The 19594-nt window shown below is 71.1% G+C and carries 15 protein-coding genes; 8 read left to right on the forward strand and 7 right to left on the reverse strand.

Going from position 1 to position 19594, the window contains the following annotated elements; genetic code table 11:
• Positions 1-429: 429 nt before the first annotated feature.
• Positions 430-879 carry a PTS sugar transporter subunit IIA gene (locus tag ACRAKF_RS07675; RefSeq protein ID WP_447036166.1) on the forward strand — a complete coding sequence of 150 codons (450 nt, stop codon included), beginning with the start codon at positions 430-432 and terminating at the stop codon, positions 877-879.
• 77 nt (positions 880-956) lie between these two features.
• Entirely contained in the window at positions 957-2627 is a 1671-nt protein-coding gene (gene ptsP, locus ACRAKF_RS07680) for a phosphoenolpyruvate--protein phosphotransferase (protein ID WP_447036167.1), read from the forward strand.
• Between the two features lie 73 nt (positions 2628-2700).
• On the opposite strand, the gene ACRAKF_RS07685 is transcribed toward ptsP, so the two are convergent.
• Entirely contained in the window at positions 2701-3603 is a 903-nt protein-coding gene (locus ACRAKF_RS07685) for a hypothetical protein (protein WP_447036168.1), read from the reverse strand.
• A gap of 87 nt (positions 3604-3690) precedes the next feature.
• Positions 3691-5676: an acetoacetate--CoA ligase gene (locus tag ACRAKF_RS07690; protein ID WP_447036169.1), complete on the reverse strand. Its 1986-nt coding sequence runs from the start codon at positions 5674-5676 to the stop codon at positions 3691-3693.
• A gap of 215 nt (positions 5677-5891) precedes the next feature.
• On the opposite strand from ACRAKF_RS07690, the gene ACRAKF_RS07695 reads away from it, so the two are divergent.
• Complete coding sequence (locus ACRAKF_RS07695; protein ID WP_447036171.1) at positions 5892-8282, forward strand: glycoside hydrolase family 31 protein; 2391 nt, start codon at positions 5892-5894, stop codon at positions 8280-8282.
• Positions 8283-8534: 252 nt separating this feature from the next.
• Here ACRAKF_RS07695 and ACRAKF_RS07700 read toward each other — a convergent pair whose 3' ends face one another.
• Positions 8535-9068, reverse strand: coding sequence for an NUDIX domain-containing protein (locus ACRAKF_RS07700; protein ID WP_447036173.1), 534 nt, complete (start codon positions 9066-9068; stop codon positions 8535-8537).
• Between the two features lie 73 nt (positions 9069-9141).
• Between ACRAKF_RS07700 and ACRAKF_RS07705 the strand changes: the two genes are divergently transcribed.
• From ACRAKF_RS07705 to glpK, 5 genes are all read left to right on the forward strand, one after another.
• Positions 9142-10032: a M15 family metallopeptidase gene (locus tag ACRAKF_RS07705; protein WP_447036174.1), complete on the forward strand. Its 891-nt coding sequence runs from the start codon at positions 9142-9144 to the stop codon at positions 10030-10032.
• A gap of 123 nt (positions 10033-10155) precedes the next feature.
• Positions 10156-10602 (forward strand): Zn-ribbon domain-containing OB-fold protein, encoded by a 447-nt coding sequence (locus ACRAKF_RS07710; RefSeq protein ID WP_447036176.1) that lies wholly within the window; start codon positions 10156-10158, stop codon positions 10600-10602.
• Positions 10599-11789 (forward strand): lipid-transfer protein, encoded by a 1191-nt coding sequence (locus ACRAKF_RS07715; RefSeq protein ID WP_447036177.1) that lies wholly within the window; start codon positions 10599-10601, stop codon positions 11787-11789. The genes ACRAKF_RS07710 and ACRAKF_RS07715 overlap by 4 nt, the downstream gene beginning before the upstream one ends.
• A gap of 416 nt (positions 11790-12205) precedes the next feature.
• Complete coding sequence (locus tag ACRAKF_RS07720) at positions 12206-12967, forward strand: MIP/aquaporin family protein (RefSeq protein ID WP_447036178.1); 762 nt, start codon at positions 12206-12208, stop codon at positions 12965-12967.
• Between the two features lie 27 nt (positions 12968-12994).
• Positions 12995-14515, forward strand: coding sequence for a glycerol kinase GlpK (gene glpK / locus ACRAKF_RS07725; protein ID WP_447036180.1), 1521 nt, complete (start codon positions 12995-12997; stop codon positions 14513-14515).
• A gap of 65 nt (positions 14516-14580) precedes the next feature.
• Here the strand turns inward: glpK and ACRAKF_RS07730 are convergent, their stop codons facing one another.
• The 4 genes from ACRAKF_RS07730 to ACRAKF_RS07745 all read right to left on the reverse strand — a co-directional run bounded on the left by ACRAKF_RS07730 (position 14581) and on the right by ACRAKF_RS07745 (position 19174).
• The gene (locus ACRAKF_RS07730) at positions 14581-15186 is read right to left on the reverse strand and encodes a GTP-binding protein (RefSeq protein ID WP_447036181.1); all 606 of its coding nucleotides are present in this window, start codon (positions 15184-15186) and stop codon (positions 14581-14583) included.
• 104 nt (positions 15187-15290) lie between these two features.
• A complete protein-coding gene (locus ACRAKF_RS07735; RefSeq protein WP_447036183.1) occupies positions 15291-15752 on the reverse strand; it encodes a DUF742 domain-containing protein in 462 nt (153 codons plus the stop codon).
• Positions 15753-15761: 9 nt separating this feature from the next.
• A complete protein-coding gene (locus ACRAKF_RS07740) occupies positions 15762-16202 on the reverse strand; it encodes a roadblock/LC7 domain-containing protein (protein ID WP_447036184.1) in 441 nt (146 codons plus the stop codon).
• Positions 16199-19174, reverse strand: a complete 2976-nt coding sequence (locus ACRAKF_RS07745) for a nitrate- and nitrite sensing domain-containing protein (protein ID WP_447036185.1) — start codon at positions 19172-19174, stop codon at positions 16199-16201. The genes ACRAKF_RS07740 and ACRAKF_RS07745 overlap by 4 nt, the downstream gene beginning before the upstream one ends.
• Positions 19175-19594 lie beyond the last annotated feature (420 nt).

Raw genomic sequence — 19594 nt, forward strand, 5'->3', positions numbered from 1 at the left:
TTCTTTTGTTCTTGCGTTTCCGACTCTATCAGACTCTTTCGCGTCCGACTTCCTCGGTGCCTTTCCGGTTCCCGCTCGGCCTTTCGGCTTTCGCGTTTCCCTTTCCGGCGGTTCAGACTTTATCAGCTCTCGTTCGTCTCACTGACCACGGCCACCGCAGACATGCGGAACCAGACTCAGGGATAGGATCTGAACTGATGGGTGCCGCCGAGCCGAAGCGCTTGACCGCGCTCCATGGCCTCAGGCAGGTCTCCGACTCTACATCGCGTCCCCGGTGGGCGCAAATCGTTTGTGCTGTGTTCCTACGTCTGCCAACCGGGACCACTCATGCGGAACCGGGACTTCTTATGACTTACGCTTCGGAACAGCGCGTCGTCCGGGACAGGTAGCGACGACGGCTACGTATCTCCACCCCCTGGGAGGCTTGCCATGACCACTGTTTCGTCCCCGCTTGCAGGACGCGCCATCGGGCTCCCCGCAGTACCGGATCCTGTGTTCTCGGGCGCGATGGTCGGTCCCGGCACCGCCATTGACCCCGTGCGCGAGGCCTCCGACGCCGTCTCTCCCGTGGACGGCATCATCGTCTCTCTTCACCCGCACGCGTTCGTGGTGGTGGACGACCAGGGTCACGGCGTCCTCACTCACCTCGGCATCGACACGGTGCAGCTCAATGGTGAGGGCTTCGAGCTTCTCGTCAACAAGGGGGACACCGTTCGGCGCGGCCAGCCCGTCGTGCGCTGGGACCCGGCCGCCGTCGAGGCCGCCGGCAAGTCTCCGGTCTGCCCGGTCGTGGCGCTCGAGGCCACGGCCGAGTCCCTCTCCGGGCTCGTCGAGAGCGGCGACGTCAAGACCGGCGACGAACTCTTCAGCTGGCAGTGACGTCATCGCCGTCGCTGACGGCGGACAGTACAACCACCGCGGCGGCTGGGTCCGCCGCACTATCGGAGACGGGTGAGATGCAGACAACGCTGCGAGGCGTCGGTGTGAGCCACGGTGTGGCGATCGGCGAAGTTCGGCACATGGGTACGGCGGTTCTCGAACCGCCGGCCAAGCAGATTCCCGCGGAGGAGGCGGAGCGCGAACAGGGGCGCGCCCGCCAGGCCGTGGAAGCTGTGGCGGCCGACCTGATGGCGCGCGGCAATCTGGCCGGGGGTGAGGCGCAGGCGGTGCTCGAGGCACAGGCCATGATCGCCCAGGACCCGGAGCTCATCGCCGACGTCGACCGGCGCATCACCGTCGGCAGCACGGCCGAGCGTGCCGTCTACGACGCGTTCTCCCACTACCGCGAACTGCTGGCCGGTGCCGGTGAGTACATGGCCGGGCGTGTGGCGGACCTCGACGACGTGCGGAACCGCATCGTCGCCCGGCTGCTCGGTGTTCCCATGCCGGGCGTACCGGACAGCGACGAGCCGTACGTACTGATCGCGCGTGACCTCGCGCCCGCGGACACCGCGCTCCTCGACCCGGCCCTGGTCCTCGGCTTCGTCACGGAGGAGGGCGGGCCCACCAGCCACAGCGCGATTCTGGCGCGGGCACTCGGAGTGCCCGCCGTCGTGGCGCTGCCGGGCGCCGGCGAGCTCGCCGAGGGCTCCGTCGTCGCCGTCGACGGCAGCACCGGTGAGATCTTCGTGGAACCGAGTGCGGAGAAGCGGGCCCAGCTCGAGGCCGCCGCCGCCGCGCGCAAGGCCGCGCTGGCCGCGTCGTCCGGCCCCGGCGCCACGTCCGACGGGCACAAGGTGCCGCTCCTTGCCAACGTCGGCGGTCCCGCCGATGTGCCCGCCGCGGTCGCGGCAGGCGCCGAGGGTGTCGGTCTGTTCCGTACCGAGTTCCTCTTCCTCGACGACAGCAGCAAGGCGCCCTCCGAGGCGGCGCAGGTCGAGGCGTACCGCAAGGTGCTCGAGGCCTTCCCCGAGGGCCGTGTCGTCGTGCGTGTGCTGGACGCCGGCGCGGACAAGCCGCTGGACTTCCTGACGCCTGGCGACGAGCCGAACCCGGCGCTCGGCGTGCGTGGCCTGCGGTCGCTGCTCGACCACCCGGAGGTGCTGCGCACGCAGCTCACCGCGCTGGCCAAGGCGTCCGAGGGGCTGCCCGTCTACCTCGAGGTCATGGCCCCGATGGTCGCGGACCGCACGGACGCGAAGGCGTTCGCGGACGCGTGCCGGGAGGCGGGGCTCCAGGCGAAGTTCGGTGCCATGGTCGAGATCCCGTCGGCGGCGCTGCGGGCTCGCTCGATCCTCCAGGAGGTCGAGTTCCTCTCGCTGGGCACCAATGACCTCGCGCAGTACACCTTCGCCGCCGACCGGCAGGTGGGTGCCGTGTCCCGCCTGCAGGACCCGTGGCAGCCCGCGCTGCTCGACCTGGTCGCGCTCTCGGCCGAGGCCGCGCGTGCCGAGGGCAAGAGCTGTGGCGTGTGCGGTGAGGCGGCGTCCGACCCGCTGCTCGCCTGTGTTCTCACCGGCCTGGGAGTCACCTCTCTGTCGATGGGTGCGGCGTCCATTCCCTACGTGCGGGCGACGCTCGGGAAGTACACGCTGGCGCAGTGCGAGCGTGCGGCGTCGGCGGCCCGTGCCGTGGACACCGCCGAGGAGGCGCGCAAGGCCGCGCAGGCGGTGCTGTCCGGCGAGTAGCCGAGCGGTTGTCGTCGCCGAGGGGCGTTCCACCGATGTGGTGGGGCGCCCCTCGGGCGTTCAGGTCGGGCGTTCAGTGGGTGTGTCCCGTGTGTCCCCCTTCGGGCATCTCGTCCTCGAGGGTGACGGCCGCGCAGTAGTCGACGTCGGATTCCGGGGAGATCAGCTCTCCTGTGATGGCGTCGGTGCAGTACGCGTCGAAGACCTCGGCCGCGGTGAGGGGCTGGAAGCGTCCCTCGTGCATGCGCCAGCCCTGGACGCGGTCCCGGGTGCCGTCTGTGCTGGAGCGCAGCACCATGCCGGCCGCGCGCCGCGTGGCGATGCCGACCGCGAGGACCGTGGTGAACTCCAGGGCCCGGGTGTCGTCGAGCCGGGCGCCGCCGTCCGCGTCGATCTCGATGTGCAGGGCGGCGAGAAGGGTCTGTTGGTCGGCCGGGACGCTGCACACCAGATGCCGGGTGCCGGGGCCGGAGGTGTCCACGGCGCGGGTGATCAGCTGTGAGGCGCGGACGAAGGCGGCCCGTCCGATGTCCTCTCCGCAGGTGGCGCACATGCCGCTGCGGGCGAGTGCCATCGTCGCGTACTCCCAGGTGGCCTTGCGGACCGCCTCGTCGACGAGGTCGGGCAGGAGGTCGGTGAGGGGCTGGCCCTCGTACGGGATGGTGGGGCCGCCCGATGCCAGTTCGGCCGTGAAGCGGGTGCGGCTGTCGGGGGTGTCGGGGTTGAGGCCCGCTTCCGCGCAGTACTCCTCGTACTCCCCGGGGTCGAAGAGGACGACGGCGGTGTGGCGGCCCTGTGCGGCGAGGGTTCTGAGCAGGGCTTCCACCTGCTTGAGGTAGGTGTCGTGGTCGTCGAAGGTGAAGGTGCGGTAGCGGCGCATGGCCGCGAAGTCCTCCTCGTCGGCCAACAGGCCGATGGTTCCGGCGACTTCGCGGCGCAGTGCGCGTCGCATCGTGTCGTGACGGGTGGGCGCCATCATGTCCCCCTGCGCTCGGTCGATCAATGCTCACTCACAGTAACCAGCGGCACTGACAATCGGCGCTGAGCGGCGGGGATGGGCCGCTCAGGAGCGCTTGCGGGCGATGTCCTCGTAGAACCGCAGGAGGTCGAGGTCGTCGACCGAGCCCGCGTTGACCGCCTTGTCCAGCGGGGTGCCTTGCAGGAGGCGCTTGACCGGGACTTCGATGCGCTTGCCCGTGAGGGTGTGCGGGACGCCGGGTACTTCGATGACCTCGTCGGGCACGTGGCGCGGGGAGAGCTGTTCGCGGATGACGCGCTTGATGCGGTCGCGCAGGGCGTCGTCGAGGGCGGCGCCCGGGGCGAGGTGGACGAAGAGCGGCATCCAGTAGCCGCCGTCGGGCTGTTCGACGCCGATGACGAGGGACTCGCGGATCTCGGGGAGGCGTTCGACGGCTTCGTAGATGTCGGCGGAGCCCATGCGGACGCCCTGGCGGTTGAGCGTGGAGTCGGAGCGTCCGTGGATGATCACCGAGCCGCGTGAGGTGAGGGTGATCCAGTCGCCGTGCCGCCAGACGCCGGGGTAGGTGTCGAAGTAGCTGTCGTGGTAGCGGACGCCGTCCGGGTCGTTCCAGAAGTGGATGGGCATGGACGGCATCGGGTTGGTGACGACCAGCTCTCCGACCTCGTCGACGAGCGGCCGGCCCTCGGGGTCCCAGGACTGAAGATCCGTGCCGAGGCAGGGGGCCTGGAGCTCCCCGATGTGGACGGGGAGCGTGGGCACGGCGCCCGCGAAGCAGGAGCAGACGTCGGTGCCGCCGCTGACCGAGGCCGTCCAGAGGCCGCCCGGAGTGTCGGCGAACTCGTCGTGCAGCCAGCGGAAGCCGTCGGGGGGCAGCGGGGAGCCGGTCGTGGCGACGCACTTGACGCGGGAGAGGTCGAAGTCGCGGGCGGGGTGGACGTCGGCCTTGCGGCAGGCCATGACGTACGCGGCCGAGGTGCCGTAGAGGGTGGCTCCGGTGCGTTCGGCGATGCGCCATTGGGCGCCGGTGTCGGGGTAGCCGGGGCTGCCGTCGTACAGGACGATCGTGGTGCCCGTCAGGAGGCCGGAGACGAGGAAGTTCCACATCATCCAGCCGGTGGAGGTGTACCAGAAGAAGCGGTCGTCGGGGCCGAGGTCGCAGTGCAGGCCGAGCTGCTTGAGGTGCTCGACGAGGATGCCGCCCTGTGACTGGACGATGGCCTTGGGCAGGCCGGTGGTGCCGGAGGAGTACAGCACCCACAGGGGGTGGTCGAAGGGCACCGCTTCGAAGACGGGCGTCACGTCGGCCGCCGTGAGGGCCGACCACTCCAGGGTGCCTTCGGGTGCGTCGGTGCCGAGCAGCGGGATGTGGACGACCGCGCGGAGGGCGGGCAGTTCCGAGCGGAGTTCGGCGACGGTGTCGCGGCGGTCGTGTTCCTTGCCGCCGTAGCGGTAGCCGTCGACGGTGAACAGGACCACCGGTTCGACCTGCTGGAAGCGGTCGAGGACGCTGCGGGCGCCGAAGTCGGGGGCGCAGGAGGTCCAGACGCCGCCGACGGCGGCGGTGGCCAGGAAGGCGACGACGGCCTGCGGGATGTTCGGCAGGTAGCCGCTGACGCGGTCGCCGGGCCGGACGCCGAGGTCGCGCAGTTCCGCGGCCAGGGAGCCGACTTGGCGGCGCAGTTCGGCCCAGGTGACGGGCCGCGGGTCGTGGCTCTCGTCGACGTGGAGGATCGCGGGGGTGCCCGCGCGCGTGGGGTCTTCCGCGGCGCGCAGGGCGTGTTCCGCGTAGTTGACGGTCGCTCCGGGGAACCACTGGGCGCCGGGCATGGTCCGTTCGCCCAGCACGCGCGCGTAGGGGGTGGAGAAGCGGACGTCGAACCAGTCAGTGACGGCTTTCCAGAACGTGTCCAGCTCGGCGACCGACCAGCGGTGCAGCGCTTCGTAGCCACCCTCGGCCGGGGCCCCGTGGTGCTCGGCGGCCCATGCCTGGAACCGGGTGACCTGCGCTTCCGCGATCCTCTCGGGGCTCGGCTGCCAGAGCGGCGCAGGGTTCGCTGAGGACGTCATGGTGCGGCTCCCGGACTGTACGCGTCGTATGCGTGTGGAGTGCGCACGTGCTGGATGTGCGCGTGAACACGGCCGAAGGGGACGATGCCATGTGATCGACTGCCGCACCAGGGTGTGCCTCACACACTCGGCCCACCGCTCATGTGTCTGCACCCCAGGTGAACGGCTGTTGAACGGAGCATACGCGCGGCCTTTTCGGTGGCAAGGTGAGCAGTATGGACGGTCGTGACCTGGTGCGTTCGGTGAAGGCGGTCGGCATGGTCGGCACGGCGCAGGGGTTGCGCAGGGTGCGCTCGTCGTGGCGCAGATGGCGGGCGGACGCGGTGGGCCTGTCCCCGCGGGGTGCCGAGCGCGCGCGGGTACCGGGCCCTGTGACGAAGGTGGAGCCGGGCCCCGGCGGCGGTGTGGTGCGGTTCGCCCGGTCCGAGCTGCGGGTGCGGGTGACGGCCGGCGGGGCGGTCTTCTGGGGGTGGGACGGCGCGGAGCCCGAGCCGTCGTACGCGCTGGCGTGCGGGAGTCCTGAGCCCGACCCGCGGGCGGTCCTCGAACCCGACAAGGAGGGCGGCTGGCGGGTGGTGTCGGAGCGCACGACCGTGGTGGTGTCGCGGCACGGCTCCGTGGAGCTGCGCACCCCCGGCGGGGTGATGCTGCGGCGTGATCTGCCGCCCCGCTGGTGGGAGCCGGCCGAGGGTGGTGAGGCTCGGTGGGTGCAGCGGTCGGAGGTGGCGGCCGACGCGCGGTTCTTCGGTCTCGGCGGACGGTCCCGCGGGCCCCGGCTGCGGAACGGCACGTACCGGATGTGGAACACCGATCCTCGTGGCTCCTTCGGGCCGGGGGACGACCCGCTGTACATCACGATGCCGGTGCAGATGGTGGTGGCCGACGCGGGTACGCACCTGGTCTTCCACGACAACACGTGGGACGGGGTCGTCTCGCTGCGTGAGGGCGCTGAGGGCGCGGGTTCCGGTCATGACCGGGCCGGGTCGTGCGAGGTGCGGATGGACGGCGGGCCGCTGCGGTGCTGGGCCATGGTCGGCACGCCCGCGCGCGTGCTGCACACCTGGGCCTCGCTCACCGGTCCTCCCGCGCTGCCGCCGTCGTGGGCGCTCGGGCATCAGCACGCGCGGGCGGGGCTCGGCGGCGAGCGGGAGGTGCGGCGGATCGTCGCGGGGTACCAGGAGCGCGGGCTGCCGCTGGACGCCGTGCACCTGGGCGTCGACCACTACGCGGGGCGTCAGGTGTTCACGGTCGACAAGGAGCGCTTTCCGACGCTGCCGGAGTTCGCCGGGGAGCTGCGCGAGAGCGGGATCAGGCTCGTCTCGGTCGTCTTTCCGGCGGTGAAGGCGGAGTCCGGCGTGGAGCTGTACGAGAGCGGGGTGGAGGCCGAGGCGTTCGTGCGGGACGCGGCGGGGCGGCCGGTGCGTGGTGTCGGGTGGCCGGGTGAGTCGGTGTATCCGGATTTCACCGACCCACGCGCGCGGAAGTGGTGGTCCGGGCTCTACGAGGAGCGGCTGGAGCAGGGGTTCGCGGGGTTCTGGCACGACATGAACGAGCCGTTGTCGTTCGCCGCGTTCGGTGAGGCGACGCTGCCCCGTTCTGCACGGCACTCCCTGGAGGGACTCGGCGGGGATCATCGGGAGGCGCACAACGTGTACGGCCTCGCGATGGCCCGCGCCGGGTATGACGGACTGCGTTCTCTGCTCCCCGAGAAGCGGCCCTTCTTGTTCTCGCGTTCGGGGTGGGCGGGAATGCAGCGCTACGGAGGAACGTGGTCCGGCGATGTGTCCACGGGGTGGCAGGGGCTTCGGGCGTCGCTGTCGCTGGTGCTGGGGCTCGGCCTGTGCGGCGTTCCGTATTCGGGTCCCGATGTGGGCGGCTTCGACGGGACGCCGTCTCGGGAGCTGTATCTGCGCTGGTTCCAACTCGGGGCGTATCTGCCGCTGTTCCGTACGCACTCGGCGAGCGACGCCGGGCGGCGGGAGCCCTGGGAGTTCGGTGCGGAGGTGCTCGGGCACGCGCGCGTGGCGCTCGACGAGCGCAGGCGGCTGCTGCCCTATTTCGTGACGCTCGCTCATCTCGCGCGGCGTACGGGCGCTCCCTATGTGCGGCCCTTGTGGTGGGCCGCCCCCGATGACAGGGCGCTGCGCGACTGCGAGGACGCGTTCCTGCTCGGCGACTCTCTGCTGGTGGCACCGGTCCTGGAGGACGGGGCGCGGGAGCGCACGGTGCGGTTGCCGCGGGGGCGCTGGTACGACACGGCGACGGGCGAGGCGTACGAAGGCCCGGGGCAGGTCCGCCTTGACGCGCCGCTGTCGCGCGTCCCGGTGCTCGCGCGCGCGGGCACGGTGCTGCCGGTGCGCTGTGACGACGGCGACGGCGACGGCGACCGGGGCGGTGACGGCATCGGGCTGGAGGTGTGGGCTCCGGTCCGGGGAGCCACGGGTGGCGGCCTGGTGGTCGCCGACGCCGGTGACGGCTGGGAAGAGGCGGAACTCGAACGCTTCACGACCCGCTGGAGCGGGGGCCGTGTGCTCGTCGAGAGGGAGGGCGCCGAGAGCGGGGCCCCCGTGGGCCGACCGGTGCGGGTGCGGGGGCTCGGCGACTGAGCGGGGCGGCTTGGGCGGGACGGGGGCCGGTAGCGCCTGGGCGGGCCGCAGGCCGGTAGCGCTTGGGCAGGCCGCAGACGCGAGGGCTGGGGCTCTGCGCGGTGGCTGGCTGGGGCTCTGCGCGGGGGCCCAGCCCAGACCCCAGGCCGACCCTTGGTTGAACCCCCGCGACGCGGAGCCACAGACCCGTGGTTGCACCCCGGCACAAGGGGCCACAGCTGTACCCCTACGCAGGGGGCCAGGACGTGGGCCTCAGATGTATCGCCCCTCGAAGAACCCCCGCGCGGCCAACGTATGCAGTGGGAAAGCCAGCTCGTCCGCGCGGCGCAGCACGTGCCAGCCCTCCGTCTCGTCGGTCGGCACGGTGGCCGGCAGGTCGGCCACCGGGCGTTCGGGGAGGAGGCCGAAGAGCAGGAGGTAACCGTCGGGTGCGCTCATGGCGTCGGCCAGGCGGACGTCACGGCTCTGGGCGCAGATGCCGGTCTCTTCCTTGAGCTCGCGCACGACGGCGTGCCGCCAGTCCTCCCGGTCGTCGACGAAGCCGCCGGGCAGGGCGATGCCCCCGCGCGCGGGAGCGATGGTCCGGGTCACGACGACCAGGCCGGTGCCCTGTGTGTCGTACACGGGCTGGAGGGCCACTGCCACGGGCAGCGGGTTGCGGTAGGCCACGGCTCCGCAGGCGGCGCAGGTGCGGGGCCAGCCGGAGACGACGCCTTCGTAGGGTGCTCCACAGCTCGAACAGTGAGAGCCCTGGACTGAGTTGGCGGGGTGTGGGGATGCGGACACGCCGCGGACTGTATCCGATCTTCGTGGCGTCGGTCTTCCCTGGTGGGCCATGGTCCTGATAGACGCAGGGGGCATGACAGCTTTTGTCCCCGCTCTGCGGAATCTCGCCGTGTCCACCGCCGCCCTGCTGGCCGTGACCGCCGCCCCCTCACTCGCGCACGCGACGCCTGAGCCCACGCACGCGACAACCAGGCCCACTCATGCGACACCCGGCCCCGCTCATGCGACACCCGAGCCTCTCCACGCGAAGGCCGGACCAAAGGCTCCGAAGGAGTTCGTGGCGCTGCGCGACGTCGATCCGACGATCATCCAGGAGATGCGGTACACCACCCCGCACAACTTCGTGGGCGAGCCCATCGACGGCTACAAGAAGCCGATGTGCATCCTCACCGAACCCGCGGCGAAGGCCCTGCGCAAGGCCCAGCGTTCGCTTCTGCGCACGGGTCACTCCCTGAAGGTCTACGACTGCTACCGGCCCCAGCGGGCCGTCGATCACTTCGTGCGCTGGGCCGAGGACCTGGACGATGAGCGCATGAAGGAGGAGTTCTATCCCCATGTCGACAAGTCCCGTCTCTTCGCGGACGGCTACATCGCCGAGAAGTCCGGGCACAGCCGCGGCTCGACGCTGGATCTGACGATCGTGCGGCTGCCGGCCCTGCCCACCCGCCCGTACATCCCCGGGGAGCCTCTGAAGCCGTGCTTCGGGCCCAGGAGTGAGCGCTTCCCGGACAACTCCGTGGACATGGGCACGGGCTTCGACTGCTTCGACACGCTGTCGCACACGGACGACCCGCGCATCAAGGGCGAGCAGCGCAGCAACCGGGACCTGCTGCGGAACGCGCTGGCCGAGCAGGGCTTCGTCAATCTCCCCGAGGAGTGGTGGCACTTCACGTACAAGCCCGAGCTGTTCCCGGAGACCTACTTCGACTTTCCCGTCTCGCGGAGGTCGCTCCAGGGCAAGTAGCGGCTCCCTGGAGGACGGCCGGGCGGGCCACTGACGGAATCCGAGCGCTCGTGGCACACTCCTGACGGGCCGTCAGTTACCGTCGGACGTCATCAGTCGCACCGTGGGACGCCAGGAGGAGCCTTGTCGCGCACGCGCACACCCGTAGTGGCCGACTGGTTCGCCGGGGAGGGCCAGGAATTCCGCCTGCTGGGCACGCGCTGCTCGGCGTGCGCCGCCGTGTTCTTCCCTCGCGAGGACAGCCATTGCCGCAATCCCGGCTGCGGTGGCGGGGAGCTGGCCGAGGTGCCGCTGTCGCGGCGCGGGGTCGTCTGGTCGTACACCGACGGCCGCTACCGCCCTCCCGCCCCTTACGTTTCCGATCCGGAACTTCCGTGGCGGCCCTACACGTTGATCGCTGTGGAGCTGGAGGCGGAGCGCATGGTGGTGCTCGGGCAGGCGGTTCCCGGCGTCCACGTCGACGATCTGGAGGTCGGCATGGCGGTGGAGATCGTCCCCGGCGTGCTGCACGAGGACGACGGGACGACGTGGACGACCTGGCACTGGCGGCCTGTGGAGGTGAGCGCGTGACCGGCGAGGTGGCGGTGCTCGGCGCGGGCATGCACCCCTGGGGAAAGTGGGGTCGCGGCTTCGTCGAGTACGGAGTGGTGGCGGCCCGCGCGGCGCTCGCGGACGCCGGGGTCGACTGGCGTTCCGTGGGGTCGATCGTCGGCGCGGACACGGTCAGGGGCGGCTATCCGGGATATGTGGCCGGGGCCACGTTCGCCAAGGCGCTCGGCTGGCAGGGGGCGCGGGTGGCGAGCGTGTACGCGGCCTGCGCGTCCGGTGCGCAGGCCGTCTCCACCGCGCGTACGCAGATTCTGGCGGGCATGGCCGACGTGGTCCTGGTGGTCGGTGCCGACGCGGCTCCCAAGGGGTTCTTCCGGCCCGCGGGCGGGGACCGGCCCGATGACCCCGACTGGCTGCGCTTCCGGGTCCTCGGTGCGACCAACCCCGCCTACTTCGGTCTCTACGCACGGCGCAGGATGGCCGTCCATGGCGACACCCTGGAAGACTTCGCGCAGGTCAAGGTGAAGAACGCCGCGTCGGGCGCGCTCAACGAGTACGCGCGCTACCGCAAGAGCGTCACGGCCGATGAGGTCGCCGCCTCGGCCGTCGTCGCCGATCCCCTGCGGCTGCTCGACATATGCGCCACCTCGGACGGTGCGGCCGCCCTCGTCCTGTCCAGCATGGACTTCGCGCGGCGGCACGGCGCGCCGGACCCCGTGCGCGTCCGCGCGGTCTCCACCGTCACGCCGACCTATCCGAACACGGTGCTCGACCTGCCGGACATCGCCACGGACTCGGCCGCCGTCGTCGCCCCCGCCGACCGGACGTTCCGTGCGTCCATCGCGCGTGCGGCGTACGAGGAAGCGGGCATAGGCCCCGAGGACGTATCCCTGGCGGAGGTCTATGACCTGTCGACCGCGCTGGAGTTGCAGTGGTACGAGGATCTGGGGCTCTGCGGCGAGGGTGAGGGGGCCAAGCTGCTGCGCGACGGGGTGACGGCTCCGGGCGGGCGGGTGCCGGTGAACGCCAGCGGAGGTCTCGCCTCCTTCGGAGAGGCCGTGCCCGCGCAGGCCATCGCCCAGGTGTGCGAGCTGACGTGGCAGTTGCGGGGGGAGGCAGGGGCGAGACAGGTGGCGGGGGCCCGTGTGGGGATCACCGCGAACCAGGGTCTCTTCGGGCACGGCTCCTCGGTGATCGCCGTACGGTGAGCCCGCCCGCGGGCCGCCGTGCGCCGAGCCCGGCCGGTGCCTCTCGCCAGAGGTCCGCGTTCGCCGCGCGGGCGTCGCGGGGGAAGCCGTCGCACCGGTTAACCGTTGCCGTCCGCGACCTTGACGCTCCATCACCACCGGTGAACACTTCCGGGTGTCAGTCGGCGTCGCCGCACCTCGGCTCCGGCGCTCAGAGCCTCTGCGCGCGAAGGGTCCGCACGAAGACCCTGGTCAACGGGGTATCCCCCATGGGTGATGCGACTGCCACGGCGCGCTTGTGATGGCCGCCGGGCGGAGTGCGGGAGACTTTCGCCCTCGGTTCCGACAGCCGGGCCCATCCAGGCAGCAGTCGTGGGAACCGCACTGTGCACGGAGTACCGGGGCGCACCGCCCCGGGCGAGGGCCTAGGAGCCGCCATGTACTCAAACGGGGACATCTTCATCGGTGAGGTCATCGGCACCGCGATCCTGATTCTGCTCGGCGCCGGCGTGTGCGCCGCCGTCACGCTCAGCCATTCGAAGGCGAAGGCCTCCGGGTGGGTCGTCATCGCCTTCGGCTGGGGTTTCGGCGTGCTCGCGGGCGCCTACACCGCGGGCCCGCTCTCCGGCGGGCACCTCAACCCCGCCGTCACGCTCGGCATCGCCATCGACACCGACAAGTGGGACAAGGTCTGGATCTATGTGCTCGGCCAGATGGTCGGCGCGATGCTCGGCGCCGTCCTCGCGTACCTCGTGTACCTCGCGCAGTTCAACGCCAACGTCACGCGGGGCGCGAAGGATGGGGCGGTCGGCGCGGGCGCGCACGAACCGACGCCCACGCTGGGCATCTTCTCCACCATCCCGGAGATCCGGAACCCGGTCGCCAACGTCATCACCGAGGTCATCGCGACCGTCGCGCTGGTGCTGCCGATCCTCGCCTTCGGTCTCACCAAGGGACTCGGCGAATCGGGCATACAGACGCTGATCGTGGCCTTCCTCGTCGTCGGCATCGGTCTCTCGCTCGGCGGGCCCACGGGTTACGCGATCAACCCGGCGCGCGACCTCGGTCCGCGCATCGTGCACACGTTCCTGCCGATCCCCAACAAGGGCACGTCCGACTGGAGCTACGCCTGGGTCCCGGTGGCGGGGCCGCTGATCGGCGGAGCCCTCGCGGGTCTCATCTACAACGCAGCCTTCTGAGTCTTCAAGGGTCATCAAGGGGTAGCCATGCCGGAGAGCTCCGTGAAATTCGTCGCCGCGATCGACCAGGGCACCACTTCGAGTCGCTGCATCATCTTCGACCAGGACGGCGCGATCGTCGCCGTGGACCAGCGCGAGCACCGCCAGATCTTCCCCAAGCCCGGCTGGGTGGAGCACGATGCCACCGAGATCTGGTCCAAGGTGCAGGCGGTGGTCGCGGGGGCGATCGCCAAGGCCGGACTCCGCGCCGACCAGTTGAGCGCGCTCGGCATCACCAATCAGCGTGAGACGACCGTGCTGTGGGACCGGGCCACGGGCAAGCCCGTGCACAACGCCATCGTCTGGCAGGACACCCGCACCGCGGGGCTCTGCAAGGAACTGGGCGGTTCGGACGGCCAGGACCGCTTCCGTGCGCAGACCGGGCTGCCGCTCGCCAGCTACTTCTCCGGGCCCAAGGCGGCCTGGCTGCTCGACAACGTGCCGGGGCTCCGGGCCCGCGCGGAACGGGGCGAGATCGCCTTCGGCACCATCGACTCCTGGCTGATCTGGAACCTCACGGGCGGCACCGACGGCGGCAAGCACGTCACCGACGTCACCAACGCGGGCCGCACCATGCTGATGAACCTGGAGACGCTCCAGTGGGACGCGTCGATCCTGTCGGCGATGAACGTGCCCGAGGCGGTCCTGCCGGAGATCAGGTCGTCGTCCGAGGTGTACGGGACGGCCGTGGGGCAGCTCTCGGGAGTGCCCGTCGCCTCCGCGCTCGGCGACCAGCAGGCGGCCGTCTTCGGGCAGGCCTGCTACGACACGGGGACGGCCAAGAACACGTACGGCACCGGAAGTTTCCTGCTGCTCAACACCGGCAACCGGCCCGTGGCCTCCAAGAACGGGCTGCTGACCACCATGGGCTACAAGATCGGCTCCGAGGCGCCCGTGTACTGCCTGGAGGGGTCCATCGCGATCACGGGCGCCCTGGTGCAGTGGTTCCGTGACCAGCTCGGCATCATCCGCAGCGCGGACGAGATCGAGACCCTCGCGGCGAGCGTGGACGACAACGGCGGCGCGTACATCGTCCCGGCGTTCTCCGGTCTCTACGCGCCGTACTGGCGCTCCGACGCGCGCGGCGTCGTCACCGGCCTGACCCGGTACGTCACCAAGGCGCACCTGGCGCGCGCGGTCCTGGAGGCCACGAGCTGGCAGACCCGTGAGGTCGTCGACGCCATGTACCAGGACTCCGGGGTGCGGATCACCACCCTGAAGGTGGACGGCGGCATGACCAAGAACAACCTGCTGATGCAGCACCAGGCGGACGTTCTCGGAGTGCCGGTGATCCGCCCGAAGGTGTCCGAGACGACGTGTCTGGGCGCCGCCTACGCGGCCGGGCTCGCGACCGGTGTGTGGAACGACCTCGACGAGCTCAAGGCGCACTGGCAGCAGGACGTCGAGTGGTCGCCGCGGATGGAGGCGACCGCGCGGGACAAGGAGTTCCACAACTGGCGCAAGGCCGTGGAACGGAGCTTCGGCTGGCTGGAGGACGGGGAGAGCTGAGCCGCGCGGAGCCGGCCCGTACCCCGGTCGGCGGGGGTACGGGTCGTGCCCGTGAATCCGTGCGGTCAGGTGGTGGCGGGCTCGCGGATGGCCGCCGCGGCCGCCATGGCGTGTTCGACGACGCCGATGAGGACGTCCTTGACGGACTCGCGCTCACGGGCGTCGCACAGCACGACGGGTACGTCACCGTCGATGTCGAGGGCCTGCCGGACGGCGTCGGCCGGGTAGCGCGAGGCGTCGTCGAAACAGTTGACGCCGATGACGAACGGTATGGAGCGCCGCTCGAAGTAGTCGACGGCGGCGAAGCAGTCCTCCAGGCGGCGGGTGTCGACGAGGACCACGGCGCCGAGCGCGCCGGTGGCCAGCTCGTCCCAGAGGAACCAGAAGCGGTCCTGGCCCGGCGTACCGAAGAGGTACAGGACCAGGTCCTCCCGCAGGGTGATGCGGCCGAAGTCCATCGCCACCGTGGTGGTGTGCTTGCCCGCGACGCCGCTCGTGTCGTCGATGGGGCGGCCCGCCTCGCTGAGGGTCTCCTCGGTGCGCAGCGGCTTGATCTCGCTGACCGCGCCGACCAGGGTCGTCTTGCCGACGCCGAAGCCTCCGGCCACCAGGATCTTCAGCGTGACCGGCTCGACGGGGGCCTTGCCGCGCTCAGAACGCCTGAAGATCATCGCTCACTTCTCCTGCATCAGTGGTGTCGCGCGGGGCCGGACCGTTTCCGGTGCCGCCCCGTAACTGCCGGCCAGTCACGTCGTCTCTCCCGCTTCCGCGCCGCTCAGAGTGCCCGGAGGCCGCTGATCACGTCGCGCAGAATATTCTCGTCCGGCAGCTCGGCGGGGGGCACGGGCCGGGTCACGTGCACCAGTTCGTCGTCGACGAGATCCCCGATCAAGACCCGCACCACCCCGATGGGCAGGTCGAGTTCGGCCGCCAGCTCGGCGACCGACTGAGGCGTGTCACGGCAGAGGTCGACGATGTCCACGTGCTCCGGGGACAGCGTCTGGTCCGCCTCGTGGTCGCCGGACGGCTGCGCCTCGGCGATCACGACCGCGATGAGATCGAGGCGGTGCTGACCCGGGCTCGTGGTGCGCCCGCGCGTCATGGCGTACGGGCGCACCACGGGTCCGGCCTCGTCGTCGAACCAGCGGTGCGTCTCCTGCGTCCCCGGGGTCCCGGCCGTTCCGGATGTCCCCCACAGTGCCTTGGTTCTCTGCGTTCCTCGACCGTCGTGGCTCATGCCCTCCCACTACCCTCCCGCATGCAGGTCCGTGCGCGGCGCCGTCCCAAGATGCACACCCACCCTCTTGACCAGCAACGTCATCTCGTACGCCACGAGGCCGACGTCGGAGTCGGCGTCCGCGAGGACGGCCAGACAGCTCCCGTCGCCCGCGGCCGTGACGAAGAGGAAGGCGTCGTCGAGCTCGACCACGGTCTGGCGGACCCTGCCCGCCTCGAAGTGCCTGCCCACGCCCTTGGCGAGGCTGTGGAACCCGGAGGCGACGGCGGCGAGGTGCTCGCTGTCCTCTCTGGTCAGGTCCTTGGACACGCCGGTGGGCAGGCCGTCGCCGGAGAGCACGAGCGCCTTGCGGATGCTGGCGACGCGTTGCACCAGGTCGTCGAGGAGCCAGTTCAGCTCCCTGACCGCCCCGGTCCTTGCGATGCGTGCGTCGGCCTTCGGTGCGGTCATCGACCGTCCCCCTCAGAAGTCGTTCCTGGTGCTGTGCCGTCGGTGGCGTCTTCGCCCACGGCATTCTCGTCGCGGCCGCGCTGCCAGCCCCGCTGGAGCGAGGCCATGCGGCTGCGTACCTCCTCCGCGTCCCGTTCCTCCGGCCGGGTCTCGGCGCGGTCGGAGCGGCGGTCGGGGCCGTCCTTCAACTGCGGGGCGAGGTTTGCCTGCCGGACTCGGCGGGGCAGTCCGCCCGGGGCGGTCATGGGGGCGCTCCGGTCCTGGTCGGCGTCCGCGACGGGCGCCGGGGCGGAGCGTGGCCTGGTCTCGGCCGGGGTGCCGCGGCCCTGCGCGGGGCGGTCGGTGACGGCACCGCCCTGTGGACCGGTGCGGCGGGCACGCCGGGGCAGGTCCGGTGCCGGGCCGTCCTCGGTGACGTCGCGGTGCGGCGAGGAGGTGACGTCGCGGTGCGGCGGGGACAGGTCGGGCCAGGCGGAGTGCGGCCCGGACGCCCGCCGGGGCTCCGGGGTCTCGTCCGCCGCCGCGGGGGCCAGGGGGAAGCCGTCCGGGAACCGGCTGTCCCGCGACCGGCCCTCCTGCGGCCTACCGTCCCCGGACCGGTTGTCCTGGGGCCTGTTGTGCGTGACGGGGCGGCCGTTGGACCTGACCAGCTTCGGGGTCCTGCGGCGCGGCAGCGGCACGAGGCCGCCGGTGTGGGCGCCCTCGTCGAGATCGTCGTCGCGGGTCTGCGCGGCGTCGGCGCGGGTGGGCTCCGCGCGGCCGGGCTCCCGGACGTCGCGGGCCTGCTGGTGCTGCTCGCCGGGCGTGCCGGCCACCCTGCGGCGCGGGCGGAAGAGGCCGCCGCGCTCACTGTCCTCGTCGCCGAGCGCCCCGGGGAAGGCGTCGAGGTCCGCCATCCCGACGGGTGCCTCCAGCTCCACGGGACCGTCGAGCACGGAGGCGGGCAGGCCGGGCAGTTGTACGGGCACCTGGGCGAGGGCGGCCGTGCGGTCCGCGGCCTTGTCGGCGCTCCCCAGGGGCCCCTTGGCCTGGGGGCGGTCGAGCCGGAAGCCGACGCCGCCGGTGTCCGGGACGTCGTCGGTGAGCAGGGACTCGGGGATGAAGACGACGGCGGTCGTGCCGCCGTACGGCGAGGGCTGGAGGGAGACGCGGACCCGCTGGCGCTGGGCGAGCCGGCTGACCACGAAGAGGCCGAGCCTGTCGGTGTCGGACAGTTCGAACTCGGGGGTCTCGGCGAGCCGGAGGTTGGCGTCGAGCATGGCGTCGGCGGTCATGCCGAGGCCCCGGTCGTGGATCTCCAGGGTGAAGCCGTTGGCGACGTGCTCGCCCAGGACCTGCACCGCGGTGTGCGGGGGCGAGAACACCGTGGCGTTCTCCAGGAGTTCGGCCATGAGGTGCGTGACGTCGGCGACGGCGGGTCCGGTGACCGCGATGCGGGGCAGCCTGCGGACCTCGATGCGCTCGTAGTCCTCGACCTCGGCGACGGCCGCGCGGACGACGTCCATGAGCTGGACGGGTTTGCGCCACTGCCGCGAGGGGGCGGCGCCGGAGAGGATGACCAGGCCCTCGGCGTGCCGGCGCATGCGGGTGGTCAGGTGGTCGAGGCGGAAGAGGTCGGCCAGTTCGTCGGTGTCCTCGGTCCTGCGCTCCATGGTGTCGAGGAGCGTGAGCTGCTTGTGCAGCAGGACCTGGCTGCGGCGGGCGAGGTTGACGAAGACCTCGGAGACGCCGCGCCGCAGGTCGGCCTGTTTGACGGTGGCCTCGACGGCGGCGCGCTGGAGGGTGTTCAGCGCCTGGCCGACCTGACCGATCTCGTCCTTCTCGTACGTGAGCCGGGGCGCCTCGGTCTCGACGTCCACCTGTTCGCCCGCGGCCAGGCGGCGCAGCACGCCGGGCAGCCGGACTCCGGAGGCCTCGTGGGCCTCCAGGCGCAGGCGGCGCAGGTCGCGGATGAGGCTGCGGCCGATGCGTACGGAGACGATGAGCGACACCAGGAGTGCCAGCAGACCGAGCACGCCGGCCAGGACGAGGCGCACGATCACGTCGAAGGCGGCCGGTTCCACGCGGTCCTTGAAGCGGTCGCCGGCCGCGACGTCACGCTCGGCGAGCTGCTTGAGCACCCGGCCGGCCGTCTCGTCCCAGTGGGCGGACGTCACCGTTCTCGGGGTGCCGGGCGTGGACGCGACGATGTCCTTCTCGGCCTTGCGCAGCTGCGTGGTCTCGGCGCCGTTCCAGTAGCGCTCGTAGCGGCCGCGTTCGTCCTGGGGAAGGGGCGCGAGATTCACCTCGTACAGCAGTGTGCGCTGTGCCCTGAGCTCGGCGACCTGCTGGAGCTCGGACTTGGTGAGCCGCCGGGCGACGAGCGCCGAGCCGATCATCGCGTCCTCGCGGGAGAGCAGTTCACGCGCGCGTGAGACACCGACGAGCGCGCGGCTCTGCTGGTCGAAGCTCACGTCCTCCAGACCGGCGAAGCCGTTGAGGGTGGTGAGCAGCCCGAAGCAGGGGTCGATCAGCTTGGTGTACATCTTCAGGGCGCCGGCCCGGGAGATCGTGCCCTTCTCGACGGTGCGGCGCAGCGACTCGACGCCGTCGAAGGCGTCCACCAGCGCGGTGAGGCGGCTGTGCGCGTTGCCGTCGATGCTGTCGAGGACGCCGGAGTCCCTGCTGTTCTCGCGGACCTCGGCGATCACGTCGTCGGTCGCGGTCCGGCTGCGGCGCAGGGCCGCGAGGGCGTCGGAGGCGCGCGGGTCGGCGAGGTAGACCAGCGTCTGGCGGCGCTCCTGCTGGACCACGCGGATCGTGTCCTCGATCGGATAACCGATCTTCTCGACGACGTTGGCGGTGTCGAGGAGCCTGCTCGCCTCGCGGCCGGTGATGACTGTGGCGAAACCCCAGATGGCGGTCAGGGAAACCAGCGGCACGAGCAGCAGTGCCACGATCTTCCGGCGGATGGACTTCCCGCGAAAGCGCATGGCCTCCCCCAGATCGGCCCCCTGCGACCATTGCATGGGCCAGGGGCACACATGTGCGTCAACAAACGGCGCGAGCCTACTACTGACTCACGAGCAACTCGAAGACGCATCCGAACACTTTTCGGCCGTGACGCGAAATGGGCGTCGCCAGTTGTCCCTTCATTCCGGACTATTGCGCCCCACCATGTGGCGCATGCCACCCGGGCCCATCCCCCGTGCCGGGCATGCCAGTTGGCCGATTTTCTTCGCTGTACGGAACCGGCGAGGGAATCTTTCCGATCTCCCGTTCGTCCTTCATGCAGAGGGCGGTCCGCCGGCAGGCGGTGTATAGCGCGGCAAACCGGGCAACCAGAGATGAGTTCAATCCATGGGATCCAATGGGATCCATTGGGGCCTTCGCCCGGGGCCCGCAGTGCGTTG

The sequence above is a fragment of the Streptomyces sp. DSM 118878 genome, from assembly GCF_052936595.1.